This window comes from Pseudomonas sp. 25 R 14 (genome assembly GCF_900004755.1).
Taxonomy (GTDB): Bacteria; Pseudomonadota; Gammaproteobacteria; order Pseudomonadales; family Pseudomonadaceae; genus Aquipseudomonas; species Aquipseudomonas brenneri.
Genome location: NZ_CVTS01000020.1, coordinates 108,281 through 131,811 on the forward strand (window position 1 = coordinate 108,281; position 23,531 = coordinate 131,811).

Annotated in this window: 22 protein-coding genes; 15 read left to right on the forward strand and 7 right to left on the reverse strand. The window is 57.0% G+C overall.

What is annotated here, in order from left to right; translation table 11 throughout:
• Positions 1 to 137: 137 nt before the first annotated feature.
• The 3 genes from BFQ03_RS03415 to BFQ03_RS03425 form a co-directional block, all read right to left on the reverse strand.
• Positions 138 to 2,441: a CHASE2 domain-containing protein gene (locus BFQ03_RS03415; RefSeq protein WP_065942475.1), complete on the reverse strand. Its 2,304-nt coding sequence runs from the start codon at positions 2,439 to 2,441 to the stop codon at positions 138 to 140.
• A gap of 18 nt (positions 2,442 to 2,459) precedes the next feature.
• On the reverse strand, positions 2,460 to 3,458 hold the full coding sequence (locus tag BFQ03_RS03420) for a FecR family protein (RefSeq protein ID WP_032857159.1): 999 nt from the start codon (positions 3,456 to 3,458) through the stop codon (positions 2,460 to 2,462).
• A 370-nt stretch (positions 3,459 to 3,828) separates the two neighbouring features.
• The gene (locus BFQ03_RS03425) at positions 3,829 to 4,089 is read right to left on the reverse strand and encodes a hypothetical protein (RefSeq protein WP_032857161.1); all 261 of its coding nucleotides are present in this window, start codon (positions 4,087 to 4,089) and stop codon (positions 3,829 to 3,831) included.
• A 199-nt stretch (positions 4,090 to 4,288) separates the two neighbouring features.
• Between BFQ03_RS03425 and BFQ03_RS03430 the strand changes: the two genes are divergently transcribed.
• Entirely contained in the window at positions 4,289 to 5,008 is a 720-nt protein-coding gene (locus BFQ03_RS03430) for a response regulator transcription factor (protein WP_032857163.1), read from the forward strand.
• A gap of 98 nt (positions 5,009 to 5,106) precedes the next feature.
• On the opposite strand, the gene gyrB is transcribed toward BFQ03_RS03430, so the two are convergent.
• Genes gyrB through dnaA form a run of 4 tightly spaced genes read right to left on the reverse strand, consistent with a single transcriptional unit; the run spans position 5,107 to position 11,316 of the window.
• Positions 5,107 to 7,524 carry a DNA topoisomerase (ATP-hydrolyzing) subunit B gene (gene gyrB / locus BFQ03_RS03435; RefSeq protein ID WP_065942476.1) on the reverse strand — a complete coding sequence of 806 codons (2,418 nt, stop codon included), beginning with the start codon at positions 7,522 to 7,524 and terminating at the stop codon, positions 5,107 to 5,109.
• A gap of 4 nt (positions 7,525 to 7,528) precedes the next feature.
• Positions 7,529 to 8,632: a DNA replication/repair protein RecF gene (gene recF, locus BFQ03_RS03440; RefSeq protein ID WP_032857167.1), complete on the reverse strand. Its 1,104-nt coding sequence runs from the start codon at positions 8,630 to 8,632 to the stop codon at positions 7,529 to 7,531.
• A gap of 20 nt (positions 8,633 to 8,652) precedes the next feature.
• Complete coding sequence (dnaN, locus tag BFQ03_RS03445; protein WP_029290193.1) at positions 8,653 to 9,756, reverse strand: DNA polymerase III subunit beta; 1,104 nt, start codon at positions 9,754 to 9,756, stop codon at positions 8,653 to 8,655.
• A 39-nt stretch (positions 9,757 to 9,795) separates the two neighbouring features.
• Positions 9,796 to 11,316 carry a chromosomal replication initiator protein DnaA gene (gene dnaA / locus BFQ03_RS03450; protein ID WP_065942477.1) on the reverse strand — a complete coding sequence of 507 codons (1,521 nt, stop codon included), beginning with the start codon at positions 11,314 to 11,316 and terminating at the stop codon, positions 9,796 to 9,798.
• A 585-nt stretch (positions 11,317 to 11,901) separates the two neighbouring features.
• Between dnaA and rpmH the strand changes: the two genes are divergently transcribed.
• The 14 genes from rpmH to BFQ03_RS03510 all read left to right on the forward strand — a co-directional run bounded on the left by rpmH (position 11,902) and on the right by BFQ03_RS03510 (position 23,511).
• Positions 11,902 to 12,036, forward strand: coding sequence for a 50S ribosomal protein L34 (gene rpmH / locus BFQ03_RS28780; protein ID WP_003213577.1), 135 nt, complete (start codon positions 11,902 to 11,904; stop codon positions 12,034 to 12,036).
• 16 nt (positions 12,037 to 12,052) lie between these two features.
• Positions 12,053 to 12,457, forward strand: a complete 405-nt coding sequence (gene rnpA / locus BFQ03_RS28785) for a ribonuclease P protein component (protein WP_029290189.1) — start codon at positions 12,053 to 12,055, stop codon at positions 12,455 to 12,457.
• Positions 12,450 to 12,695, forward strand: coding sequence for a membrane protein insertion efficiency factor YidD (gene yidD / locus BFQ03_RS28790; protein WP_010465488.1), 246 nt, complete (start codon positions 12,450 to 12,452; stop codon positions 12,693 to 12,695). Before rnpA ends, yidD begins: the two co-directional genes overlap by 8 nt.
• Positions 12,696 to 12,697: 2 nt before the next feature.
• Positions 12,698 to 14,380 carry a membrane protein insertase YidC gene (gene yidC / locus BFQ03_RS03460; protein ID WP_032857171.1) on the forward strand — a complete coding sequence of 561 codons (1,683 nt, stop codon included), beginning with the start codon at positions 12,698 to 12,700 and terminating at the stop codon, positions 14,378 to 14,380.
• A 79-nt stretch (positions 14,381 to 14,459) separates the two neighbouring features.
• On the forward strand, positions 14,460 to 15,830 hold the full coding sequence (mnmE, locus tag BFQ03_RS03465; protein ID WP_065942478.1) for a tRNA uridine-5-carboxymethylaminomethyl(34) synthesis GTPase MnmE: 1,371 nt from the start codon (positions 14,460 to 14,462) through the stop codon (positions 15,828 to 15,830).
• 540 nt (positions 15,831 to 16,370) lie between these two features.
• On the forward strand, positions 16,371 to 18,263 hold the full coding sequence (gene mnmG / locus BFQ03_RS03470; protein WP_032857204.1) for a tRNA uridine-5-carboxymethylaminomethyl(34) synthesis enzyme MnmG: 1,893 nt from the start codon (positions 16,371 to 16,373) through the stop codon (positions 18,261 to 18,263).
• Positions 18,260 to 18,904: a 16S rRNA (guanine(527)-N(7))-methyltransferase RsmG gene (rsmG, locus tag BFQ03_RS03475; RefSeq protein WP_032857175.1), complete on the forward strand. Its 645-nt coding sequence runs from the start codon at positions 18,260 to 18,262 to the stop codon at positions 18,902 to 18,904. The genes mnmG and rsmG overlap by 4 nt, the downstream gene beginning before the upstream one ends.
• Positions 18,905 to 18,922: 18 nt before the next feature.
• Positions 18,923 to 19,720 (forward strand): ParA family protein, encoded by a 798-nt coding sequence (locus BFQ03_RS03480; protein ID WP_005792605.1) that lies wholly within the window; start codon positions 18,923 to 18,925, stop codon positions 19,718 to 19,720.
• A 9-nt stretch (positions 19,721 to 19,729) separates the two neighbouring features.
• Positions 19,730 to 20,602, forward strand: a complete 873-nt coding sequence (locus BFQ03_RS03485) for a ParB/RepB/Spo0J family partition protein (protein ID WP_032857179.1) — start codon at positions 19,730 to 19,732, stop codon at positions 20,600 to 20,602.
• A 148-nt stretch (positions 20,603 to 20,750) separates the two neighbouring features.
• The gene (locus BFQ03_RS03490; RefSeq protein WP_010565865.1) at positions 20,751 to 21,158 is read left to right on the forward strand and encodes a F0F1 ATP synthase subunit I; all 408 of its coding nucleotides are present in this window, start codon (positions 20,751 to 20,753) and stop codon (positions 21,156 to 21,158) included.
• 16 nt (positions 21,159 to 21,174) lie between these two features.
• Positions 21,175 to 22,044 carry a F0F1 ATP synthase subunit A gene (gene atpB, locus BFQ03_RS03495; RefSeq protein WP_032857183.1) on the forward strand — a complete coding sequence of 290 codons (870 nt, stop codon included), beginning with the start codon at positions 21,175 to 21,177 and terminating at the stop codon, positions 22,042 to 22,044.
• Positions 22,045 to 22,177: 133 nt separating this feature from the next.
• Entirely contained in the window at positions 22,178 to 22,435 is a 258-nt protein-coding gene (atpE, locus tag BFQ03_RS03500) for a F0F1 ATP synthase subunit C (RefSeq protein ID WP_002555987.1), read from the forward strand.
• A gap of 56 nt (positions 22,436 to 22,491) precedes the next feature.
• Entirely contained in the window at positions 22,492 to 22,962 is a 471-nt protein-coding gene (locus BFQ03_RS03505) for a F0F1 ATP synthase subunit B (protein ID WP_008439543.1), read from the forward strand.
• A 12-nt stretch (positions 22,963 to 22,974) separates the two neighbouring features.
• The gene (locus BFQ03_RS03510) at positions 22,975 to 23,511 is read left to right on the forward strand and encodes a F0F1 ATP synthase subunit delta (protein ID WP_032857185.1); all 537 of its coding nucleotides are present in this window, start codon (positions 22,975 to 22,977) and stop codon (positions 23,509 to 23,511) included.
• The last annotated feature ends 20 nt before the right edge of the window (positions 23,512 to 23,531 follow it).

Sequence of the window (23,531 nt, forward strand, 5' to 3'; positions counted from 1 at the left end):
GCGAAATGCAGTTTTTAGCTTGTAGGCTTATGATTTTATTACATATTTCTTAAGCTAATAAAACAGCGAAAAACGTGCATAAGTTTTGCAGGCACTTAAAGACCGGCCCTTGTGGCCGGTTTTTTATGCACAACTTTTTACTCTTCCCACACCTGCAATTGCAGGCTGAAAACCGTACCTTGCCCCACCACACTCTCACAGCCGATACGGCCACCGTGGCGATCCATTACCGCCTTGACCATCGTCAGCCCCAAGCCCAAGCCTTCACTGCCCTGAGACGAGGCAAAGCGTCGGTACTGGCTGAACAACTCAGGTAGTTCTTCAGCCGCAATACCTGGGCCTTGATCCTGGATATGGCACACCAACCCTTGGTCGTTACGTTCGAGCCTCACCGTAACCGTGGTGCCGGATGGGCTGTATTTGATCGCGTTCTGGATCAGGTTGAACAAGGCACGGGTCAACAGCGATTGATCCGCCAGGACCATGTCTTCACCGGCCTCGTCCAGGTCATGGACCAATTGGATATTTTTCAATTGGGCCAACAACGCCACCTGGTCAAACGCATCGAGTACCAGCATCGCAAACAGGCTGGGCTGGAATTGGTAGCCGTCGGACTCAGCCTTGGCCAGTTGCACGAACGACTCGGTCAAGTTCAACGCGCGGCGCACTTGCTGCTCGATCTGGGTAAACACCTGCGTGACGTCTGTGGCCTCATGCCGCTGCACGTCCAGCAACGCCAGGATTGCCGAGTGGGGTGCCCGCAGGTCATGGGACAGGAACTGCAGCAGGGTTTCACGTTGCTGTTGGGCGTCACGTTCGACGCTCAGGTCGGTCAGGCTCAGCAACCAGCCCAGTGCAATGTCCCCGTCAGCCGGTAGCAACGGGGCAAGCTCCAGGCGCAGGCTGCGTTGCTGGATATCTCGGAATTCGACGATTTCCAGGGCTGACAGCGGTGTATCGAGCTTGCCTTGCAACGGTGGATAACCCAGCGCCGCCAGCTGCTCCAGCAGGTTTTCGGAAATCAGTTCGTTGCCAAACACATCGCGGGCAATGCGGTTGGCCAGCAGGATATCGCCCTGCGGATCGGTGATCAGCGTAGCGACCGCCAGGCATTCCAGGCCATCAGCCATGAAGCGCCGGGTGTCGCGGGTACGGCTGACGGCTTGCTCCAAAGCCACAATGCGGCCCTGCAACACGTCGCCACTACTGACGGGGACACGGCGGCGTTCCGGCAACACCTTGGGTTCGCTGTCGAGACGCGCCAGTTCCCAGCCGAAATAGGCCAGGATCACGCTCAGGCGGCGCCAGTTCCAGATCAGGTAGCCCAGCAGCATGCCGATCAGCGTGGCGGCTGGCGACCACCAGTGGCCCAGGCGCAACAAGCCCCAGGAGGCGAGGAGGGCAGTGCTCATGCAGGCCAGGGTCAGCCACAGCGCGTAGCGTGGGCGCAACAGCAACAAGCCCATCAGCAATGCCACCATCGAGGTGGACAACAGCGTGGCCAGCCACGTTGGAAACACCGTAATACTGCGGTCTTGCAGCAGCCCGTTGAGGATATTGGCCTGAATCTCCACACCCGGTGTAGTACCGACGCTGGCCGACAGCGGCGTTACATAACGATCACCCATGCCGGGCGCGATAGCCCCCACCAGAATCACACGATCACGCAACAGTTGAGCCGGGACTTCACCGCGCAGGACGCTGACATAAGGGACGCTGGGAAAGCCCTCATCGGCAGCGATAAACGGAATACGGATGGCATTGTCCCGCTGCCAATCAGTATCGCCAGACGCCACTGACAACCCGGGCATATCGGTTTGCTGGCCAGTCAGTTCGAACGCCAGCCAGGCCAATTGCGGTACCAGTTGCCCAGGAGGCCCCTCACGCAGGTACAGGCTACGCACAATGCCGTCGCTGTCAGCTTCAACGTTGATATGGCCAACGCTCCTGGCGCAATCACGCAAGGGCTGCACGGGCAGGATCTGTGTCACAGGTTGCCCCAGGCGCTGCGTGCCTTCACGAATCAAAGGCAACAACACATTGCCGGCATTGCAGATGGCCTGAGCCAGGCGTTGGTCGTTGGCAGGCTCGCGCGCCGGCTCGCTGAAGATCACATCGAACAGGATCCCCGCAGGCTTGGCGGCACTTAAATGGTCAAGCAGATCAGCGTGCAGGCGGCGTGACCAGGGCCATTGGCCGAGTTCCTTGAGACTCATGTCGTCAATGGTCACCAACAGAATCCGCGAGTCCACGGGTAACGGCGCCAGGCGCCGCAGGCTGTCATACAACAGGTTATTCAGGGAAAGCCCGGGGCTCAGGGAGAGAAAGGCCGTCAGCGGCAGCAGGAGCAGGCTGATCCACAGCCATTCCCTGACCAGGCCATTGAACAGGCGCTGGGCCTGGGTCGGCTGGCGCTGTTCAGCCCGACGCCACCACTTCACCGTCCGAACGCCGCGGTGCTACTGCACACGGGTGGCAGGTGGGTAATAGAAAATGTCATAAACGCCTGCTTCTCCTTCCAGTCCCTGGTCATCGAAGGCCGACACGCGAACGTGATAGAACGAGGCCTTCAGTCCAGTGAAGCTCAAGCGCGGCTCACTGGAGAAGTTTTCCTGCTTGATGTTCATGAACGTTGTATCGGTAGCCACTTGCGCACGATAGCGCCGGGCACCCGGTTGCGGATGCAGGATCAACGTCCAGACCGGCGCGTCGCCTTTCTGGCCGTCCTGGCCCATCAGGCGCGGAGCGGGCAATAGGTCGACCGTCTTCAACTCACCCTGTGTCTTGAGCAGCACCCCTTGTCGGGCACCGACCTTCAACTCACCTTCCACCGGGCCCGTCTGCGGTTTTTTCTTGAGCTGTTTGCCCACCGGATGCGGTTCGGTACGGCTGGCGGCTACCTGACCGTTGAGCACCTCGACGACCGATTGCTGATCGTCGTTACGCACACGAAAGTGCGTACCGCGCACACCCAGTACGCCCACCGGGGTCACGATCTGAAAACGGTCATAGTCGCTGGCACGCTTGAGTACGTAGGCTTCCACTTGCCCTTGTTGCAGGATTACCTGGGGGATAGCCTGCTCCTCCACCAGGTGCAAACGCACCTCGGAGCTGGAGGGCAGGACAATCCGCGAGCCATCACCCAGCAACAAGCTGACAAACGCCGATGGCGAGGTTTTTACACTTTCCTGCTCATCGATCAGCATGCCTTCTTCCAACACACTGGGGCGCCCCTTGGCATCCAGCTTCCAGGCTTCACCGTTGAGGTGCTGGACTACAGCAGGCAGCGGTTGCGCCCTGCACAGCAGGTTGTCATCAATGTAGGGCGCACGCACAGGTGCAGATTTTTTGGCCAAGGCCAAGGGACTGTTGATACAGAGCGCCAGGACCAGGCCTGAGCCCAGCAGCGAGGAAAGGGCAGAGCGATAGTGACGGGGAGAGAGAGTCATGGTGCTCATCAAGGGTCTAGTTCTAAAGGTTCATCAGACTGCACGTTCAGAAAGCGTCTTGCAGTGGCAGGACCTTGAATGATGCCTACGATACCCGATGACGTATCGCACTCGATAGCCGTAGAAGGCATGACGGGTTTTACGGGAAAGGTGACACATCCCTGTGTCTGCCGAATCGGCAAGGCCGAACCGGGTATACATCGAAGAAATACTGTCCCTCACATCCCTCCGACAGCAGCCCGAACAAGCTCCGGACTACGGATGATACGTCCCTGTATCGAGCGCGCTTCCCGCGTGCGCCCTCCCTGTGGTCACTCAGCAATAGAGAATTTACCTACAAGCAAGGTGCATAGGGCGGCATCGCAACATTTGTTCAGATTTAAAAGATCCAGCGTTGGTCCTGGTCAAGCACGCTGCCTTGTTGAACACCTTGCGGGGCATCAACTTCCCAGAATCCAGCGTAACCAAGGGCGTCTACAGACTCGCTGTACACTTGAACTGGCTCGGCAGGAGCACTACGGGCATCCACCATTTCCGTCCCCAAACCTGTGGCCACCACCAAGATCAACATCTTTCCCCACACACTGACCTTCTGCACGAGACTCACTCGTCCCGACAGCGCATAAAACCTGATTGCCATTGATCCTTTTCCTGAGGGGCTTGAGCCGGTATCTTTCCAGCTGGGTACACGATGTTTAACGGCCTTAGGGCTATTTGATATCAGCGTACCGAGAGATTCAGGGGACTTGAGAAACTGGCCATAATTGTTCAGATTCAACGGTGAACTAGTACGCTCTCTTCAACCGCTGCAACATTCTTCAAGAAGAAAGGACCCTCCCATGCGTGTCGCGATACTGGATGACGAACCTGCCGAATTGCGGCGGGTGGAACAGACACTGCGACAAATCCCAAGTGCCTCGGAGCAGCCATGGACGCTACATTGCTTCGAGCGCGGTGAAGACTTGCTGCGCCAACTGCGCCGAGAAACTTTCGATTTGCTGGTACTCGACTGGCAGTTGCCGGACCTGAGCGGCATCGCGATCCTGCGCTGGACCCGTGAACACATGGAGGCGCCCCCTCCCGTGATCATGCTGACCAGCCGCGATGCCGAGAGCGATATCGTCCAGGCACTGAACAGCGGCGCTGATGACTATGTCAGCAAACCGTTTCGCCCCAACGAGCTAAAGGCCCGGGTGAGTGCAGTCTTGCGTCGTCACGGCCTGCAGAAATCTGCTGCAACCGAAGTGCTGGTTTTCAACGACCTGACCTTCGACGATGCCGAGCTGACGGTCAGCCGCGCCGGTGATCCAATCAACCTGACCGAAAGGGAATACCGCCTGGCACGCTGCCTGTTCGCCAACCTGGCGCGGCCGCTGTCCCGGGAATATCTCTATGAACGGTTCTGGACCCATGAAGAAATGGTGTCTTCGCGGCCGTTGGATACCCATATCTATCGACTACGAAACAAGCTTGGACTGACGCCGGAACGGGGTTGGCAGTTACTGACGATCTATGGGTATGGCTATCGATTGGAGAGCGTGACCGCGGCTACGGCATAGCTAATGTTCCACGTGGAGCATTTTAAAAAGGCCTGAAATCCGGGCAATAAAAAAGGCCAACGTTTGACGTTGGCCTTTTTTGTTTCGCAATGGCGTTATCAGAAGTCCAGGTTAGACACTGCCAGGGCATTGCTCTCGATGAAGTCACGACGTGGTTCGACCGCATCACCCATCAGGGTGTTGAAGATCTGGTCCGCGCCAATGGCGTCTTCGATGGTCACACGCAACATACGACGCTGGCTTGGGTCCATGGTGGTTTCCCACAACTGATCCGGGTTCATCTCGCCCAGACCTTTGTATCGCTGAATGGTGTGACGCTTGGTGCTTTCAGCCATCAACCAGTCCAGTGCTTCCTTGAACTCTTTGACCTGCTTCTTGCGTTCGCCACGCTGAATATAAGCGCCGTCGTCCAGCAGGGTGCTCAGTTGCGCACCCAGGGTAACTACGGTCTTGTAGTCGTTGCTGCCGAAGAAGTCGCGGTTGAAGGTGACGTAGTTCGACAGACCGTGGGAGATCAGTTCGACCTCTGGCAACCAGACGTTACGTTCACGGTCTTCACGCAGGCTGGCTTTGTAGACCAGGCCGGACTTCTCGACAGTGCGCAGACGGACTTCGTACTGGGCCAGCCAATCCTGCATCGCTGCGTGATCGCCCAACTGTTCCAGGCTGACAGCTGGCAGGTAGATGAAGTGCTCGGTCAGCTCCTGAGGGTACAGGCGCGACAAACGCTTGAGAGTCTTCATCACCATACGGAAGTCGTTTACCAGGCGCTCCAGCGCCTCACCGGAGATGCCCGGGGCTTCGTCGTTCAAGTGCAGGCTGGCATCTTCCAGGGCCGACTGCGTCATGTACTCTTCCATGGCGTCGTCGTCTTTGATGTATTGCTCTTGCTTGCCCTTTTTCACTTTGTACAACGGTGGCTGGGCGATGTAGATGTAGCCACGCTCGATCAGCTCTGGCAACTGACGGAAGAAGAAGGTCAGCAGCAGGGTACGGATGTGCGAACCGTCGACGTCAGCATCGGTCATGATGATGATGTTGTGGTAGCGCAGCTTGTCGATGTTGTACTCGTCGCGACCAATGCCACAGCCCAGGGCGGTGATCAAGGTGCCGACTTCCTGGGAGGAAATCATCTTGTCGAAACGGGCTTTCTCGACGTTGAGGATCTTGCCCTTCAACGGCAGGATCGCCTGGGTGCGACGGTTGCGACCCTGCTTGGCGGAACCGCCAGCAGAGTCACCTTCCACCAAGTACAGCTCGGAGAGGGCAGGGTCCTTCTCCTGGCAGTCCGCAAGTTTGCCCGGCAGGCCAGCAATATCCAGCGCGCCTTTACGACGAGTCATTTCACGGGCTTTACGCGCCGCTTCACGAGCCCGCGCCGCATCGATCATCTTGCCGACGACCAGCTTGGCTTCGTTGGGGTTTTCCAGCAGGAAGTCAGAGAAGTACTTACCCATTTCCTGTTCGACAGCGGTCTTCACTTCGGAAGAAACCAGCTTGTCTTTGGTCTGGGAGCTGAACTTCGGATCCGGAACCTTGACCGAAATAATTGCGGTCAGGCCTTCACGCGCATCATCACCGGTGGTGGCGACTTTGTGCTTCTTCGCCAGGCCTTCAGCTTCGATGTAGGTGTTCAGGTTACGCGTCAGGGCGGAACGGAAACCCACCAGGTGAGTACCGCCATCGCGCTGAGGAATGTTGTTGGTGAAGCACAACAGGTTCTCGTTGAAGCTGTCGTTCCACTGCAGGGCGATTTCCACGCCGATGCCGTCTTCACGCTGGATGTTGAAGTGGAACACCTGGTTGACCGCAGTTTTGTTGGTGTTCAGGTATTCAACGAACGCACGCAGGCCGCCTTCGTACTTGAACAGTTCTTCCTTGCCGCTGCGCTCGTCCTTGAGGACGATACCCACACCGGAGTTGAGGAAGGACAGTTCACGAATCCGCTTGGCCAGGATGTCCCAGCTGAAGTGGATATTCTTGAAGGTGTCAGCCGAAGGCTTGAAGTGAATCTGGGTACCGGTGGTTTCGCTGTCACCAACGATCGCCATAGGAGCCTGAGGCACACCATGGACGTAGGTCTGTTCCCAGATCTTGCCACTACGGCGAACGGTCAGGATCAGTTCTTCCGACAGGGCGTTTACCACCGACACACCTACACCGTGCAAGCCGCCGGATACTTTGTAGGAGTTGTCATCGAACTTACCGCCGGCGTGGAGCACAGTCATGATGACCTCTGCCGCCGATACGCCTTCTTCTTTATGCACATCTACCGGAATGCCGCGACCGTTGTCGCGTACGGTGATGGACTCGTCCGGGTGGATAATGATGCTGATGTCGTCGCAGTGGCCGGCCAGTGCTTCGTCGATGGAGTTGTCGACCACCTCGAACACCATGTGGTGCAGACCGCTACCATCATCGGTGTCGCCAATGTACATACCGGGACGTTTGCGTACGGCATCCAAACCTTTCAGCACTTTAATGCTGGTCGAGTCGTACGTGTTTTCTTCGCTCATGCCTTCACTCCCGATGGTCGTGGGTCTGGGTGATACGGCCCTGTTCCACGTGGAACAAAGCGACTGGCGTTTCCGTCTGCCAGCCTTCCCTCAATAATTCGTGATCTACACAGGTGATAAACACCTGGCAGCGTAAGTCTTCCAACAAGCGGCATAGCGCGCGACGGTGTTGCTCGTCCAACTCGGACGGCAAGTCATCCACCAGATAAATACATTGGCCTCGCCGGGCTTGGCTGACCAAATGCCCCTGGGCAATACGTAAAGCACAGACCACCAGTTTTTGCTGACCGCGAGACAAGATGTCCGCAGCGTTATGTGCACCTAATCTAAGGCGCAGATCAGCTCGTTGGGGTCCAGCCTGCGTATGACCTATTTGCTGATCCCGTTGCAGGGACGTTGCGAGCACTGCACTCAGCTCTCGCTCTTTATCCCAACCGCGGTAGTAGCTCAACGTCAGCCCCTCAAGTTCCAACAACTCACTCAAGGTCTGTTCAAAGACTGGTTTCAAGGCTTTGATATAGGCGCGGCGGTATTCATCTATTTCGTCGCTGGCCAGGCACAGTTCACGGTCCCAGGCCGCTTGCGAAGCGGCGTCAAGTGTACCATGCCGCAGCCATGAGTTTCGCTGCCGCAGGGCCTTCTGCAGGCGCTGCCAAGTGGCCATGAACCGCGGTTCCACGTGGAACACTCCCCAATCGAGGAATTGCCGGCGAATTTTGGGTGCGCCCTCCAGCAAGCGGAAGCTGTCAGGGTTGATCAATTGCAGAGGCAGGATTTCCGCCAGTTGCGCCGCACTGCGCGCATTCTGCCCATCGATACGGATCTGGAACTCCCCCTGGCGATCACGGGATATCCCCAGGCTGCTATGCCCGCCTTGCGCCAGTTCAACCTGGCCAAATACGGTGCACGCCAATTGTTCGTATTGAATCACCGGCAACAAACGGGCGCTGCGAAAGGAGCGAGCCAGGCCCAGCAGATGAATGGCTTCCAGCACGCTGGTTTTGCCACTGCCATTGGCGCCGTGGAGGATATTGATGCGGGGGGAGGGAGAGAAGGTCACCGGGTGCAGATTGCGCACCGCGGTGACCGAGACGCGACTGAGGGACATCTAGCTTCTGCTGAGCATGATTACAGGCGCATCGGCATAACAACATAAGCCGAGTCGTCGTTATCGGATTCTTGCACCAGTGCACTGCTATTGGAGTCGGACAGGATCAGGCGAACCTGTTCGGTCGTCATCACACCCAGCACATCCAGCAGGTAGCTCACGTTGAAGCCAATCTCCAGCGAGCCACCGTTGTAATCAACGCTGATTTCTTCTTCGGCTTCTTCCTGCTCCGGGTTGTTGGCCTGGATTTTCAATTGACCATTGGCCAATTGCAGGCGAATACCGCGGTACTTTTCGTTGGACAGGATCGCGGTACGGCTGAACGCTTCACGCAGGGCTTGACGATCACCGATCACCAGCTTGTCACCGCCTTTGGGCAGTACGCGCTCGTAGTCCGGGAACTTGCCGTCTACCAGCTTGGATGTGAAGGTGAACTCACCCGTGGTCGCACGGATGTGATGCTGGCCCAGGACGATGCTGACATTGCCATCCGGCTCGGTGAGCAGGCGCGCCAGTTCCAGGATACCTTTGCGCGGCACGATGACCTGGTGGCGGTCCGGCTGGCCGATATCGGCCTTCATCGAACACATTGCCAGACGGTGACCGTCGGTAGCCACGGCGCGGATGATGCCTTCGGAGACTTCCAACAGCATGCCGTTGAGGTAGTAACGCACATCCTGCTGGGCCATGGCGAAGCTGGTGCGTTCGATCAAACGACGCAGTCGGCTTTGCTCCAGGCTGCAGGTCAACGAGCCCGGACCTTCTTCCACCGTCGGGAAGTCATTGGCCGGCAAGGTCGACAGGGTAAAACGGCTACGCCCGGCCTTGACCACCAGCTTCTGCTCATCAACCTTGATGTCGATCAGCGCGTCATTGGGCAGGCTTTTGCAGATATCCATCAGCTTGCGCGCAGGCACGGTGATCTCGCCGGGCTCGGCGGGCTCTTCCAGCTGTACACGGCCAACCAGTTCGACTTCCAAGTCGGTACCGGTCAAGGACAACTGCTGGCCTTCGACAACCAACAATACGTTGGAAAGCACCGGCAAGGTCTGTCGGCGCTCGACGACGCCTGCGACCAGTTGCAGGGGTTTCAACAGGGCTTCGCGTTGAATGGTGAAATGCATGGTCTAGTCCCTTGCCTTAATAAGCTGCGCTGGTGTTCATCAAGTGGTCAGTGTACGCAGCAGGTTCTTGTAGTCCTCGCGAATATCCGCGTCGGATTCCTTAAGTTCGTTGATCTTGCGGCACGCGTGCAAGACCGTGGTGTGGTCGCGACCACCAAACACATCGCCGATTTCCGGCAGGCTATGGTTGGTCAGCTCCTTGGAGAGCGCCATGGCCACCTGCCGGGGACGGGCTACCGAGCGCGAACGGCGCTTGGACAGCAGGTCGGAAATCTTGATCTTGTAGTACTCGGCCACGGTGCGCTGGATGTTATCCACACTCACCAGTTTGTCCTGCAGTGCCAGCAAGTCCTTCAAGGATTCGCGAATCAGCTCGATGGTGATATCGCGGCCCATGAAGTGCGAGTGAGCGATGACGCGCTTGAGCGCGCCTTCGAGCTCACGCACGTTGGAGCGAATGCGTTGGGCGATGAAGAATGCAGCGTCATGAGGCAGATCGACTTTCGCCTGATCGGCCTTTTTCATCAGGATCGCAACCCGGGTTTCCAGTTCCGGCGGCTCTACCGCAACGGTCAGGCCCCAGCCGAAGCGCGATTTTAAGCGCTCTTCCAGGCCTTCGATTTCCTTCGGGTAACGGTCACTGGTGAGAATGACCTGCTGGCCACCTTCAAGCAGGGCATTGAACGTGTGGAAAAACTCTTCCTGGGAACGTTCCTTGCGCGCGAAGAATTGAATGTCATCGATCAGCAGCGCATCGACCGAGCGATAGAAGCGCTTGAATTCGTTGATCGCATTGAGCTGCAACGCCTTGACCATGTCGGCCACGAAGCGCTCCGAGTGCAGGTACACGACCTTGGCATTCGGGTTCTTCTTTAATAGGTGGTTACCCACAGCGTGCATCAAGTGCGTCTTACCCAAGCCAACACCGCCATAAAGGAAGAGCGGGTTGTAACCGTGCTTGGGATTATCGGCAACCTGCCAGGCCGCAGCACGGGCCAGTTGGTTGGACTTACCTTCGACGAAATTTTCAAAGGTAAAGGTGCGGTTCAGATAGCTGGTGTGCTTGAGCGCACCTTCGACCTGGACTGTGCGCTGTTCGGCGCGTACCGGCGCCTGCTGCGAACTGGCACCCGCCATCGGGTCGAAGCTGTCGCGGGACGGCTCTTCACTGACCGGCGCATTTTTTTGCACCACGGATTTGCTCGGGGCGGGTGCAGCAGGTGCTGGTGCGTGGTTGATCGGCGCTGCAGCAGCCTGGGCATGCGATGCAGCGGCAGCCAGGGGTGCATTCGGAGCGGCACGCGGTGCCGAGCTGCGTTTGCTACCTATTAGTAAGGAGAGGGCTGGAGCCATCCCGTTGCCATGCTCGTCGAACAATTCGAGAACGCGGCTCAGGTACTTCTCGTTGACCCAGTCGAGAACAAAACGATTGGGTGCGTAGACACGCAACTCGTCGCCTTCGGCTTCGACCTGTAGCGGACGGATCCAGGTGTTGAATTGCTGGGCAGGCAGCTCATCGCGCAAAAGCTCCACGCACTGCTGCCAAAGTTCCACTGACACGGATATCCCCTAAGTTGAAAGCCGGTGAGGCAAAAACAGCCGCCATTGTAGCGGCGAGCGGGCCACTTATCCACATGTAGGTTGCTCACAGGCCACCAAGAATCAATGCCTTACCCCTAAAAAAGGCGACCAATGGTCTGTGCATAAGCTCTGTGGATAAACGCCCCTGAGCTCGTTGTACAAGTGGGGTCGAAAGTCTGTGGGTAACCAGCCTGTGGATAAGTACCCATTCCACACACAGCTTATCCGATAGCGCAGCACAGGCAGAGCACCGTTTCTCCCCCGTGTTGTCATTCTCTGTACAGCACGTAGAACAAGGCCTTAAGTCAGTTATCCACAGATGATCGGCTCCCTAGCTTTTATAAGCTTTACAGAAAAGCTTTAAATAACTTCCTTCTTTATTTTTATATCTATGGCATTGCTCATGAAAGTCGAACCTCACGGAATCGGTCCCAAGGCCTTCAGATATCTAATTGCAGGAATAGCTGGTTGGAAATTGACCTAGAGGCTTGCTTTCTCTAGAATCCCCGGTCTCTTAAAACGGGGGCCATTCCGGCCCGTTGTGGACGAACCAGGTAACACGCCATGAAACGTACTTTCCAACCAAGCACCATCAAACGCGCCCGTACCCACGGTTTCCGTGCTCGCATGGCTACCAAGAACGGCCGTGCTGTCCTGTCGCGTCGCCGCGCCAAAGGTCGTGCGCGTCTGGCAGTTTGATAATCCGGTACTGGTGGTGAGTCAGGACTTCAGTCGGGAAAAGCGTCTGCTAACCCCCCGGCATTTCAAGGCAGTCTTTGACTCCCCCACCGGCAAGGTTCCGGGGAAAAATCTCCTGCTCCTTGCGCGTAACAACGATCTGGATCACCCCCGTCTCGGGTTGGTGATCGGCAAGAAGAGCGTAAAGCTCTCCGTTGAGCGCAATCGCCTCAAGCGTCTGATGCGCGAATCGTTTCGCCTCCACCAGGACACTCTGGTTGGTTGGGATATTGTTATCGTCGCGCGCAAAGGCTTGGGGGACGTAGAAAACCCCGAATTGATTCAGCATTTCGGCAAGCTCTGGAAACGTTTGGCTCGCACCAGCAAGCCAACCCCAGCAGTCAGCCCCGAAACTGTAGGGGTAGACAGCACTGATGCGTAAACTGGCCCTCGTTCCGATCCAGTTTTACCGTTATGCCATTAGTCCGCTGATGGCCAGCCACTGTCGTTTCTACCCCAGTTGTTCCTGCTACGCGTATGAAGCCATAGAAAATCATGGCCTTCTGCGCGGTGGCTGGCTGACCTTTCGTCGTTTAGGTCGCTGTCATCCGTGGAATCCCGGTGGTTATGACCCGGTTCCGCCTATCCCTACCTCCCGTTCTTCTTCGATGGCCGAGTAATCATGGATATTAAACGCACGATCCTGATCGTCGCCCTGGCAATCGTGTCCTACGTTATGGTTCTGAAATGGAACCAGGACTATGGCCAGGCTGCCCTGCCGACTCAGAATGTTGCTACCAATCAGTCTGCTCCTGCTATTGCAGATGCACCGTTGGGTAACAATGCTTCCGCCAGTGCCGATGTACCCAGCGCGAATGCCGATACCAGCACCCCTGTAGACAACGCGGTCATCACCAATAAAGACCTCATCCACGTCAAAACGGATGTACTGGACCTGGCGATCGATCCACAGGGTGGCGATATCGCCCAACTGAAATTGCCACTGTATCCACGTCGCCAAGACCACCCGGATGTTCCTTTCCAGTTGTTCGATAACGGTGGCGAACGTGTTTATCTGGCACAAAGCGGCCTGACTGGGACTGATGGTCCTGATGCTCGTGCTACCGGTCGTCCGGTTTATTCGACCGAACAGAAGACTTATCAACTGGCTGATGGCCAGAACCAGTTGAACGTCGACCTGAAATTCAGTCACGACGGCGTCAATTACATCAAGCGTTTCAGCTTCACTCGCGGTTTGTACGATCTGAAAGTCACCTATCTGATCGACAACACCAGCGAAAAAGCCTGGACGGGCAACTTGTTTGCCCAGCTCAAGCGTGATGGCAGCTCCGATCCTTCCTCCAGCACTGCCACTGGCACCGCGACTTACCTGGGCGCCGCCCTGTGGACAAGTAACGAGCCGTACAAAAAAGTGTCGATGAAAGATATCGACAAGGGCGCGCTGAAAGAGACGGTACAAGGTGGTTGGGTAGCCTGGCTGCAACACTACTTTGTAACCGCATGGATCCCGAACAAGGGCGAAGCCAACCTGGTTCAGACCCGTAAGGACAACCAGGGCAACTACATCATCGGTTTCACTGGCCCGGCGTTGACCGTTGCGCCAGGTGCCAAGGCTGAAACCAGCGCCACCTTGTATGCCGGCCCAAAAAGCCAGGCAGTACTCAAGGAGTTATCCCCAGGTCTGGAACTGACTGTGGATTACGGCATTCTGTGGTTCATTGCCCAGCCAATCTTCTGGTTGCTGCAACATATCCACAGCATCGTTGGTAACTGGGGCTGGTCGATCATCTTCCTGACCATGCTGATCAAAGGGATTTTCTTCCCGCTGTCGGCTGCCAGCTACAAATCGATGGCCCGTATGCGTGCGGTTGCACCGAAACTGGCTGCACTGAAAGAGCAACATGGCGACGACCGGCAGAAAATGTCGCAAGCCATGATGGAGCTGTACAAGAAAGAGAAGATCAACCCGTTGGGTGGATGCTTGCCGATTCTGGTACAGATGCCGGTATTCCTGTCGCTGTACTGGGTGCTCCTGGAAAGCGTGGAAATGCGCCAAGCGCCGTTCATGCTGTGGATAACGGACTTGTCGATCAAAGACCCGTTCTTTATCCTGCCGATCATCATGGGCGCGACCATGTTCATCCAGCAGCGTCTGAACCCGACTCCTCCGGATCCGATGCAGGCCAAGGTGATGAAAATGATGCCAATCATTTTCACCTTCTTCTTCCTGTGGTTCCCGGCTGGTCTGGTTCTGTACTGGGTGGTCAACAACGTGTTGTCGATCTCTCAACAGTGGTACATCACACGTAAGATCGAAGCGGCTGCCAAAAAAGCCGAGGCGTAACTTACTCTGTGGATAACCACTCAAGACGCCCCCTCGTGGGGCGTTTTGCATTCTGTCACTTTTGTCTGGGAAACCGCTGATGAGCGCTCCTCGTGAAACCATCGCTGCCGTCGCCACTGCTCAAGGCCGGGGCGGTGTCGGTATCGTTCGTATTTCCGGGCCGCTTGCCGGCATCGCTGCCCAAGCCATCAGCGGGCGTGAGCTAAAGCCCCGGTATGCGCATTACGGGCCTTTTTTCGGCGAGGAGCTTGAGGTACTGGATGAGGGCCTGGCCCTGTATTTCCCGGGACCAAACTCATTCACCGGTGAAGATGTGCTGGAACTGCAAGGCCATGGCGGCCCTGTCGTCCTGGATATGTTGCTGCAACGCTGCCTGCAGCTGGGTTGCCGCCTGGCCCGGCCGGGTGAGTTCAGCGAGCGCGCGTTTCTCAATGACAAACTCGACCTGGCCCAGGCCGAGGCGATTGCCGACCTGATCGAGGCCAGTTCTGCACAGGCCGCACGCAATGCGTTGCGCTCGCTGCAGGGGGAGTTTTCCCTGCGTGTGCATAACCTCACCGAGCAACTGATCAGTTTGCGCATCTATGTCGAGGCCGCCATTGATTTCCCGGAAGAGGAAATCGACTTTCTCGCCGATGGCCATGTCCTGGCCATGCTCGATAAGGTCCGCGATGAGTTATCCACAGTCCTGAAGGAAGCCGGGCAGGGCGCATTGCTGCGCGATGGCATGACAGTGGTGATTGCTGGTCGGCCCAACGCCGGCAAGTCCAGTTTGCTCAACGCTCTTGCGGGTCGTGAAGCCGCCATTGTCACCGAGATTGCCGGTACCACCCGGGATATCCTGCGCGAACACATCCACATTGATGGCATGCCGCTGCACGTGGTCGATACCGCCGGCTTACGCGATACCGATGACCAGGTAGAAAAAATCGGTGTGGAACGGGCGCTCAAGGCCATCAGTGAAGCCGATCGGGTGCTGTTGGTGGTGGATGCCACAGCACCCGAGGCCGTGGATCCTTTTGCGCTGTGGCCCGAATTCCTTGAACAACGGCCGGACCCGGCCAAAGTCACGCTGATTCGCAACAAAGCGGACCTGACGGGTGAAGCCATTGCCCTGGAAGTCAGCGACGATGGCCATGTCACGATCAGCCTCAGCGCCAAGTCTGCCGGCGATGGCCTGGAACTGCTGCGCGATCATCTCAAGGCGTGCATGGGTTATGAACAGACCTCGGAAAGCAGCTTCAGTGCTCGTCGCAGGCACCTTGAAGCCCTACGCCATGCCAGTGCCGCCCTTGAGCACGGTAGGGCACAGCTGACGCTGGCGGGTGCAGGAGAGCTGCTAGCCGAAGATTTACGGCAGGCGCAGCAACTGCTGGGGGAAATTACCGGGGCATTCAGCTCCGATGATCTGCTCGGCAGGATCTTTTCCAGCTTCTGCATCGGTAAATAACCCTTCGTTGTTCACAGACAGGCCGTTCGTGCCTGTCTGTTTTGCCCGTTTCAGGGCAACACCTTCGTATTTCCTGACATTTACCTCACACCGAGGTGCCTTGCCGTGGGTGAAATTTGCCGTTTCTGTGGATTAAGCCCTGTGAATAACCGCCCCTGTGCCCGGTTGATAACAGGGCTTGAAACCTGAGTAAAACCCCGCCTGTGGATAAGCACCTGTTTAATCCACAGGCTTAGAGCACTTATCCAAGGGCCTCATTGGCACCTAACCACAGACTTTTGAATCTCTGTACACAATGTAAACAAAGGCCTGTAGAGATCTATCCACAGAAAGTAGGCTCAGTAGAAATAAACATAAAAACAAAGATTTAATAAATTTCTCTCTTTTAATTTCTATTACCTCTGATTCATCCACAGCTGGTTAAATTTTGTGCAAAGGGTTCTTTAGGAAGGGCTAAGTCCCTATACTTGCCGCCATAGCTCTAAAACTCTTTCAACAAACAATTCCTGATTACCTACATAAGCAGGCACGAGGTGCGTGGTGGATTTCCCTTCCCGTTTTGAAGTGATCGTCATCGGCGGCGGTCATGCCGGTACCGAGGCAGCACTGGCGTCAGCCCGCATGGGGGTCAAAACCCTGTTGCTGACGCACAACGTGGAAACCCTCGGTGCCATGAGTTGCAACCCCGCCATCGGTGGGATTGGCAAAAGCCATCTGGTCAAGGAAATCGATGCCCTTGGCGGTGTGATGGCCATGGCTACCGACAAGGGTGGTATTCAATTTCGCGTGCTCAACAGCCGCAAAGGCCCGGCCGTGCGTGCTACCCGGGCACAAGCCGACCGCATCCTGTACAAGGCCGCGGTGCGCGAAACCCTGGAAAACCAGCCCAACCTGTGGATATTTCAGCAGGCTGCTGACGACCTGATCGTCGAACAGGACCAAGTGCGCGGCGTTGTCACGCAAATGGGCCTGCGTTTCTTTGCAGAATCCGTGGTGCTGACCACCGGCACGTTCCTCGGTGGACTTATCCACATCGGGATGCAGAACTATTCGGGTGGCCGTGCCGGTGATCCGCCGTCCATCGCCCTGGCTCATCGCCTACGCGAACTGCCACTGCGTGTCGGTCGTCTGAAAACCGGGACCCCGCCGCGTATCGACGGGCGTTCTGTGGATTTCTCGGTGATGACCGAGCAAGCCGGGGACACGCCAATCCCGGTGATGTCGTTCATGGGTTCCAAAGAGCAGCACCCCAAACAGGTGAGTTGCTGGATTACCCACACCAATGCGCGGACCCACGAAATCATCGCGGCCAATCTTGATCGTTCGCCGATGTATTCCGGGGTGATCGAAGGTATTGGCCCACGTTATTGCCCGTCGATCGAAGACAAGATCCACCGCTTTGCCGACAAGGAAAGCCACCAGGTCTTCATCGAGCCGGAAGGCTTGACCACCCACGAGCTGTACCCGAACGGGATTTCCACTTCCCTGCCATTCGACGTGCAAATCCAGATCGTGCAGTCGATTCGCGGCATGGAAAACGCGCACATCGTGCGACCTGGCTACGCCATCGAGTACGACTACTTCGATCCGCGGGACTTGAAATACAGCCTGGAAACCAAAGTGATCGGCGGTCTGTTCTTCGCCGGGCAAATCAATGGCACCACCGGTTACGAAGAAGCCGGCGCCCAGGGTTTGCTAGCCGGGACCAACGCGGCATTGCGCGCCCAGGGCAAAGACAGCTGGTGCCCGCGTCGCGATGAAGCGTACATCGGCGTGTTGGTTGACGACCTGATTACCCTCGGTACCCAGGAACCGTACCGGATGTTCACGTCCCGGGCCGAATATCGCCTGATCCTGCGCGAAGACAACGCCGACCTGCGCCTGACCGAAAAAGGTCGCGAGCTGGGCCTGGTCGATGACGCACGCTGGGCAGCGTTCTGCAAAAAACGCGAGAGCATCGAAGTCGAAGAGCAGCGTCTGAAAAGTACCTGGGTGCGCCCGGGCACTGAGCAGGGCGATGCGATTGCCGAAAAATTCGGCACGCCGCTGACTCACGAATACAATCTGTTGAACCTGCTGTCCCGTCCGGAAATCGACTACGCTGGTCTGGTCGAAGTGACCGGTGGCGGTGCAGAAGATCCACAGGTTGCCGAGCAGGTCGAAATAAAGACCAAATATGCCGGTTACATTGACCGCCAGCAGGACGAAATCGCCAGGCTGCGCGCCAGTGAAGACACCAAGCTGCCTGTGGATATCGATTACACCGGGATTTCCGGCCTGTCGAAAGAGATTCAAAGCAAGCTGGGGATAACTCGTCCCGAGACTCTGGGCCAGGCTTCCCGTATCCCGGGTGTCACCCCGGCAGCCATTTCGCTGTTGATGATTCATTTGAAAAAACGCGGCGCGGGCCGTCAGTTGGAGCAAAGCGCTTGAGTTCGTTGGTCACCTCGCAACACGCCGAAGAGTTATCCACAGGTGCGCGCCAATTGGGCGTGGACCTGACCGAAGCCCAGCACGAGTTGCTGTTGGGTTACCTGGCCCTGTTGATCAAATGGAACAAGGCCTACAACCTCACTGCGGTGCGCGATCCGGACGAAATGGTATCGCGGCATCTGCTCGACAGCTTGAGCGTGATGCCGTTTATCGAAAACGGCCGCTGGCTGGACGTCGGCAGTGGCGGTGGCATGCCTGGCATCCCCTTGGCGATCCTGTTTCCCGAGTCGCAAGTGACCTGCCTGGACAGCAACGGCAAGAAAACCCGCTTCCTGACCCAGGTCAAACTCGAACTCAAGCTGGACAACCTGCAAGTTATCCACAGCCGCGTCGAAGCCTTCACGCCTGAACTGCCTTTCAACGGAATTGTTTCCCGGGCTTTCAGCAGCATGGAGAACTTCAGCAACTGGACCCGCCACCTGGGCGACCTGAACACCCGTTGGCTGGCAATGAAGGGCGTTCATCCAAGCGACGAGCTGTTAGCATTGCCGGCAGACTTCCACCTCGATAGCGAACACGCCTTGGCCGTACCCGGTTGCCAAGGCCAACGCCATCTGCTGATACTGCGCCGCACGGCATGATTGGGAACACAAGCAAGAATGGCTAAGGTATTCGCGATAGCGAACCAGAAAGGTGGCGTGGGCAAAACCACCACCTGCATCAACCTCGCAGCATCCCTGGTCGCTACCAAGCGTCGGGTGCTGTTGATCGACCTCGATCCACAGGGCAACGCCACCATGGGTAGCGGTGTGGATAAACACGGCCTGGAAAACTCGGTCTACGACTTGCTGATTGGCGAGTGCGACCTGGCCCAGGCCATGCACTATTCCGAGCACGGCGGTTATCAACTGCTGCCGGCCAACCGCGATTTGACCGCGGCGGAAGTGGTGCTGCTGGAAATGCAGATGAAAGAAAGCCGTCTGCGCAGCGCCCTGGCGCCGATCCGCGAGAATTACGACTACATTTTGATCGACTGCCCGCCGTCGCTGTCGATGCTCACGCTCAACGCGTTAGTCGCCGCCGATGGGGTGATTATCCCCATGCAGTGCGAGTACTTCGCCCTCGAAGGCTTGAGCGACCTTGTGGATAACATCAAGCGCATCGCCGAGCTGCTCAACCCGAACCTGAAAGTCGAAGGCCTGCTGCGGACCATGTATGACCCGCGGCTGAGCCTGATGAACGATGTGTCGGCGCAGCTCAAGGAGCACTTTGGCGATCAGCTCTACGACACCGTGATTCCACGCAACATCCGCCTGGCCGAAGCGCCAAGCTATGGCATGCCCGCGCTGGCGTACGACAAGTCATCGCGTGGTGCCATTGCCTACCTGGCGCTGGCCGGCGAGATGGTTCGCCGCCAACGTCGCAATTCACGCACCGCTGCAGCCCAGCCAACTTAAGGAATCCCCATGGCCGTCAAGAAACGAGGTCTCGGACGTGGACTGGATGCACTGCTGAGTGGTCCGACTGTCACTTCGCTGGAAGAACAGGCGGTGCAGGCCGACTCGCGTGAGTTGCAACATTTGCCGCTGGACCTGATCCAGCGTGGCAAGTACCAGCCGCGCCGGGACATGGACCCGCAGGCGCTGGAGGAGTTGGCGAATTCGATCAAGGCCCAGGGCGTGATGCAGCCGATTGTCGTGCGCCCCATTGGCGGCGGTCGCTTTGAAATCATCGCCGGCGAACGCCGCTGGCGCGCCAGCCAGCAGGCCGGCCAGGAAACCATCCCGGCGATGGTGCGCGATGTACCGGATGAAACGGCCATCGCCATGGCGCTGATCGAGAATATCCAGCGCGAAGACCTCAATCCCATCGAGGAAGCCATTGCCCTGCAGCGCTTGCAGCAGGAATTCAAGCTGACCCAGCAGGAAGTAGCCGATGCGGTGGGCAAATCCCGTGTCACGGTTTCCAACCTGCTGCGCCTGATCGCGCTTCCTGAAGTGATCAAGACCATGCTGTCCCACGGCGACCTGGAAATGGGTCATGCCCGGGCTTTGCTCGGTTTGCCGGAAAATCAACAGGTTGAAGGGGCGCGACACGTTGTCGCACGAGGTCTCACCGTTCGTCAGACCGAGGCCCTGGTTCGCCAGTGGCTCAGTGGCAAACCTGCACCGGTCGAAACAGTCAAAACTGATCCGGATATTGCGCGTCTGGAGCAGCGCCTGGCCGAGCGGCTGGGCTCTGCGGTGCAAATTCGCCACGGCAAGAAGGGCAAAGGGCAATTGGTTATCGGATATAACTCCCTTGATGAGCTTCAGGGCGTTCTTTCCCACATCCGCTGAAACATTTGCTTATGTAGCGCGCAGTCGGAAATCACTACCCGGCAGTTGAATAGGGGCTGAACCGCCCCTATACTCTGCGCGCATTTTGTCGGCACAAATTATGCCAAGTTATTGATTTCCGGCAGCCGACCATTGAGGAGCAAGAGTGATGGAAACCCGCACGCCAAACACGTTGCCGTTCCATCGCTTGGCCGTTTTTCCGGTTTTATTGGCCCAATTTGTCATTTTGCTGATCGCCGCATTGGCGCTTTGGTATTGGCATGGGGTCGTAGCCGGATATTCAGGACTCTGCGGAGGCCTGATAGCCTTGCTGCCCAATATGTATTTTGCTCACAGGGCCTTTCGGTTTTCCGGCGCCCGAGCAGCCCAGGCTATCGTCCGGTCCTTTTATGCCGGCGAGGCAGGGAAACTGATTTTGACGGCAGTGCTGTTTGCACTGACCTTTGCAGGTGTGAAGCCATTGGCGCCGCTAGCTGTATTCGGCGTCTTCGTGTTGACCCAACTGGTCAGCTGGTTCGCTCCCCTGCTAATGAAAACAAGACTTTCGAAACCTTAGGGCGTTTGAGGCAACCATGGCAGAAACAACCGCTTCGGGCTATATCCAGCACCACTTGCAGAACCTGACCTTCGGTCAGCTTCCCAACGGCGGCTGGGGCTTTGCCCACTCCGCAGCAGAAGCCAAAGAAATGGGCTTCTGGGCTTTCCACCTGGATACTCTGGGCTGGTCGGTCGCATTGGGTCTGATCTTCGTCCTGATTTTCCGCATGGCGGCAAAGAAGGCGACTTCCGGTCAGCCAGGTGCTTTGCAGAACTTCGTTGAAGTATTGGTCGAATTCGTCGATACCAGCGTGAAAGACAGCTTCCATGGCCGTAGCCCGGTGATTGCACCGCTGGCACTGACCATCTTCGTCTGGGTGTTCCTGATGAACGCCGTCGACCTGATTCCGGTGGACTGGATTCCTCAGTTGGCCATGGCGATCTCCGGCGACCCGCACATCCCGTTCCGCGCTGTATCGACCACTGACCCGAACGCTACCCTGGGCATGGCCCTGTCGGTGTTCGCGCTGATCATTTTCTACAGCATCAAGATCAAGGGCATCGGCGGCTTCATCGGCGAACTGACCCTGCACCCGTTCGGCAGCAAGAACATCTTCGTTCAAGCCTTGCTGATCCCGGTGAACTTCCTGCTGGAATTCGTGACCCTGATCGCCAAGCCGATTTCCCTGGCTCTGCGACTGTTCGGCAACATGTATGCCGGCGAACTGGTGTTCATTCTGATCGCTGTGATGTTCGGCAGCGGCCTGCTCTGGCTTAGCGGCCTGGGCATTGTTCTGCAGTGGGCGTGGGCTGTGTTCCACATCCTGATCATCACCCTGCAGGCGTTTATCTTCATGATGCTGACCATCGTCTACCTGTCGATGGCGCACGAAGAGAACCATTAAGACCAGTCTCGACTAGTCTGATGTCCTTCCCGGTGAAACGGGAAGGTGGCCCCAAAGGGCTATGAAACGATTTGTTTTACCGCTTTAAAATCTAAAAAACCTAAACCATACGACGTAAAAGTCGGGAGGAAAGATGGAAACTGTAGTTGGTCTAACCGCTATCGCTGTTGCACTGTTGATCGGCCTGGGCGCCCTGGGTACTGCCATTGGTTTCGGCCTGTTGGGCGGCAAGTTCCTGGAAGGCGCAGCGCGTCAGCCAGAAATGGTTCCAATGCTGCAAGTTAAAATGTTCATCGTTGCCGGCCTGCTCGACGCCGTGACCATGATCGGTGTTGGTATCGCTCTGTTCTTCACCTTCGCGAACCCCTTCGTTGGTCAACTCGCCGGTTAATCACTCGTTTTTTCGAGTGATTGGTGTGTTGTGCAACGAACGAGCGAGGTATTGGCGTGAACATTAATGCAACCATTATTGGTCAGTCCTTAGCGTTCTTGATTTTTGTTGTTTTCTGCATGAAGTTCGTATGGCCTCCGGTCATCGCGGCTCTGCACGAACGTCAGAAGAAGATCGCGGATGGACTGGACGCTGCCGCACGAGCAGCTCGCGACCTGGAGTTGGCCCAAGATAAAGCGGGTCAGCAACTGCGCGAAGCGAAGGCTCAGGCAGCTGAAATCATTGAGCAAGCCAAGAAACGCGGTAACCAGATTGTTGAAGAGGCTGTTGAAAAAGCCCGTATCGACGCTGACCGTGTGAAGGTTCAGGCTCAGGCCGAGATCGAACAGGAATTGAACGGTGTCAAAGATGCGCTGCGTGCCCAACTGGGTGCTCTGGCCGTCGGCGGTGCTGAGAAGATCCTGGGTGCCACAATCGATCAAAACGCGCACGCGGAGCTGGTAAACAAACTGGCTGCTGAAATTTAAGCGAGGGCGATCATGGCAGAATTGACCACGTTGGCCCGACCTTACGCTAAGGCAGCCTTCGAGCACGCCCAGGCCCACCAGCAGCTGGCCTCTTGGTCAGCCATGCTCGGCCTGGCTGCAGCAGTGTCGCAAGACGACACCATGCAGCGCGTGCTCAAGGCCCCGCGACTGACGAGCGCAGACAAGGCCGCCACGTTTATTGACGTGTGCGGCGACAAGTTTGATGTGAAGGCACAGAACTTCATCCACGTCGTTGCCGAAAACGACCGTCTCCCGCTATTGCCGGAGATCGCCGCTCTGTTCGACCTGTACAAGGCCGAGCAAGAGAAGTCGGTAGACGTTGAAGTGACCAGTGCTTTTGCATTGAACCAAGAACAGCAAGACAAACTCGCCAAGGTTCTCAGTGCACGACTCAATCGGGAAGTGCGCCTGCAAGCTTCGGAGGACGCATCCCTGATTGGTGGTGTTGTTATCCGTGCCGGCGACCTGGTTATCGATGGCTCGATTCGCGGCAAAATCGCGAAACTTGCCGAAGCATTGAAATCTTGAGTTTGAAGGGGCAGCAGAGC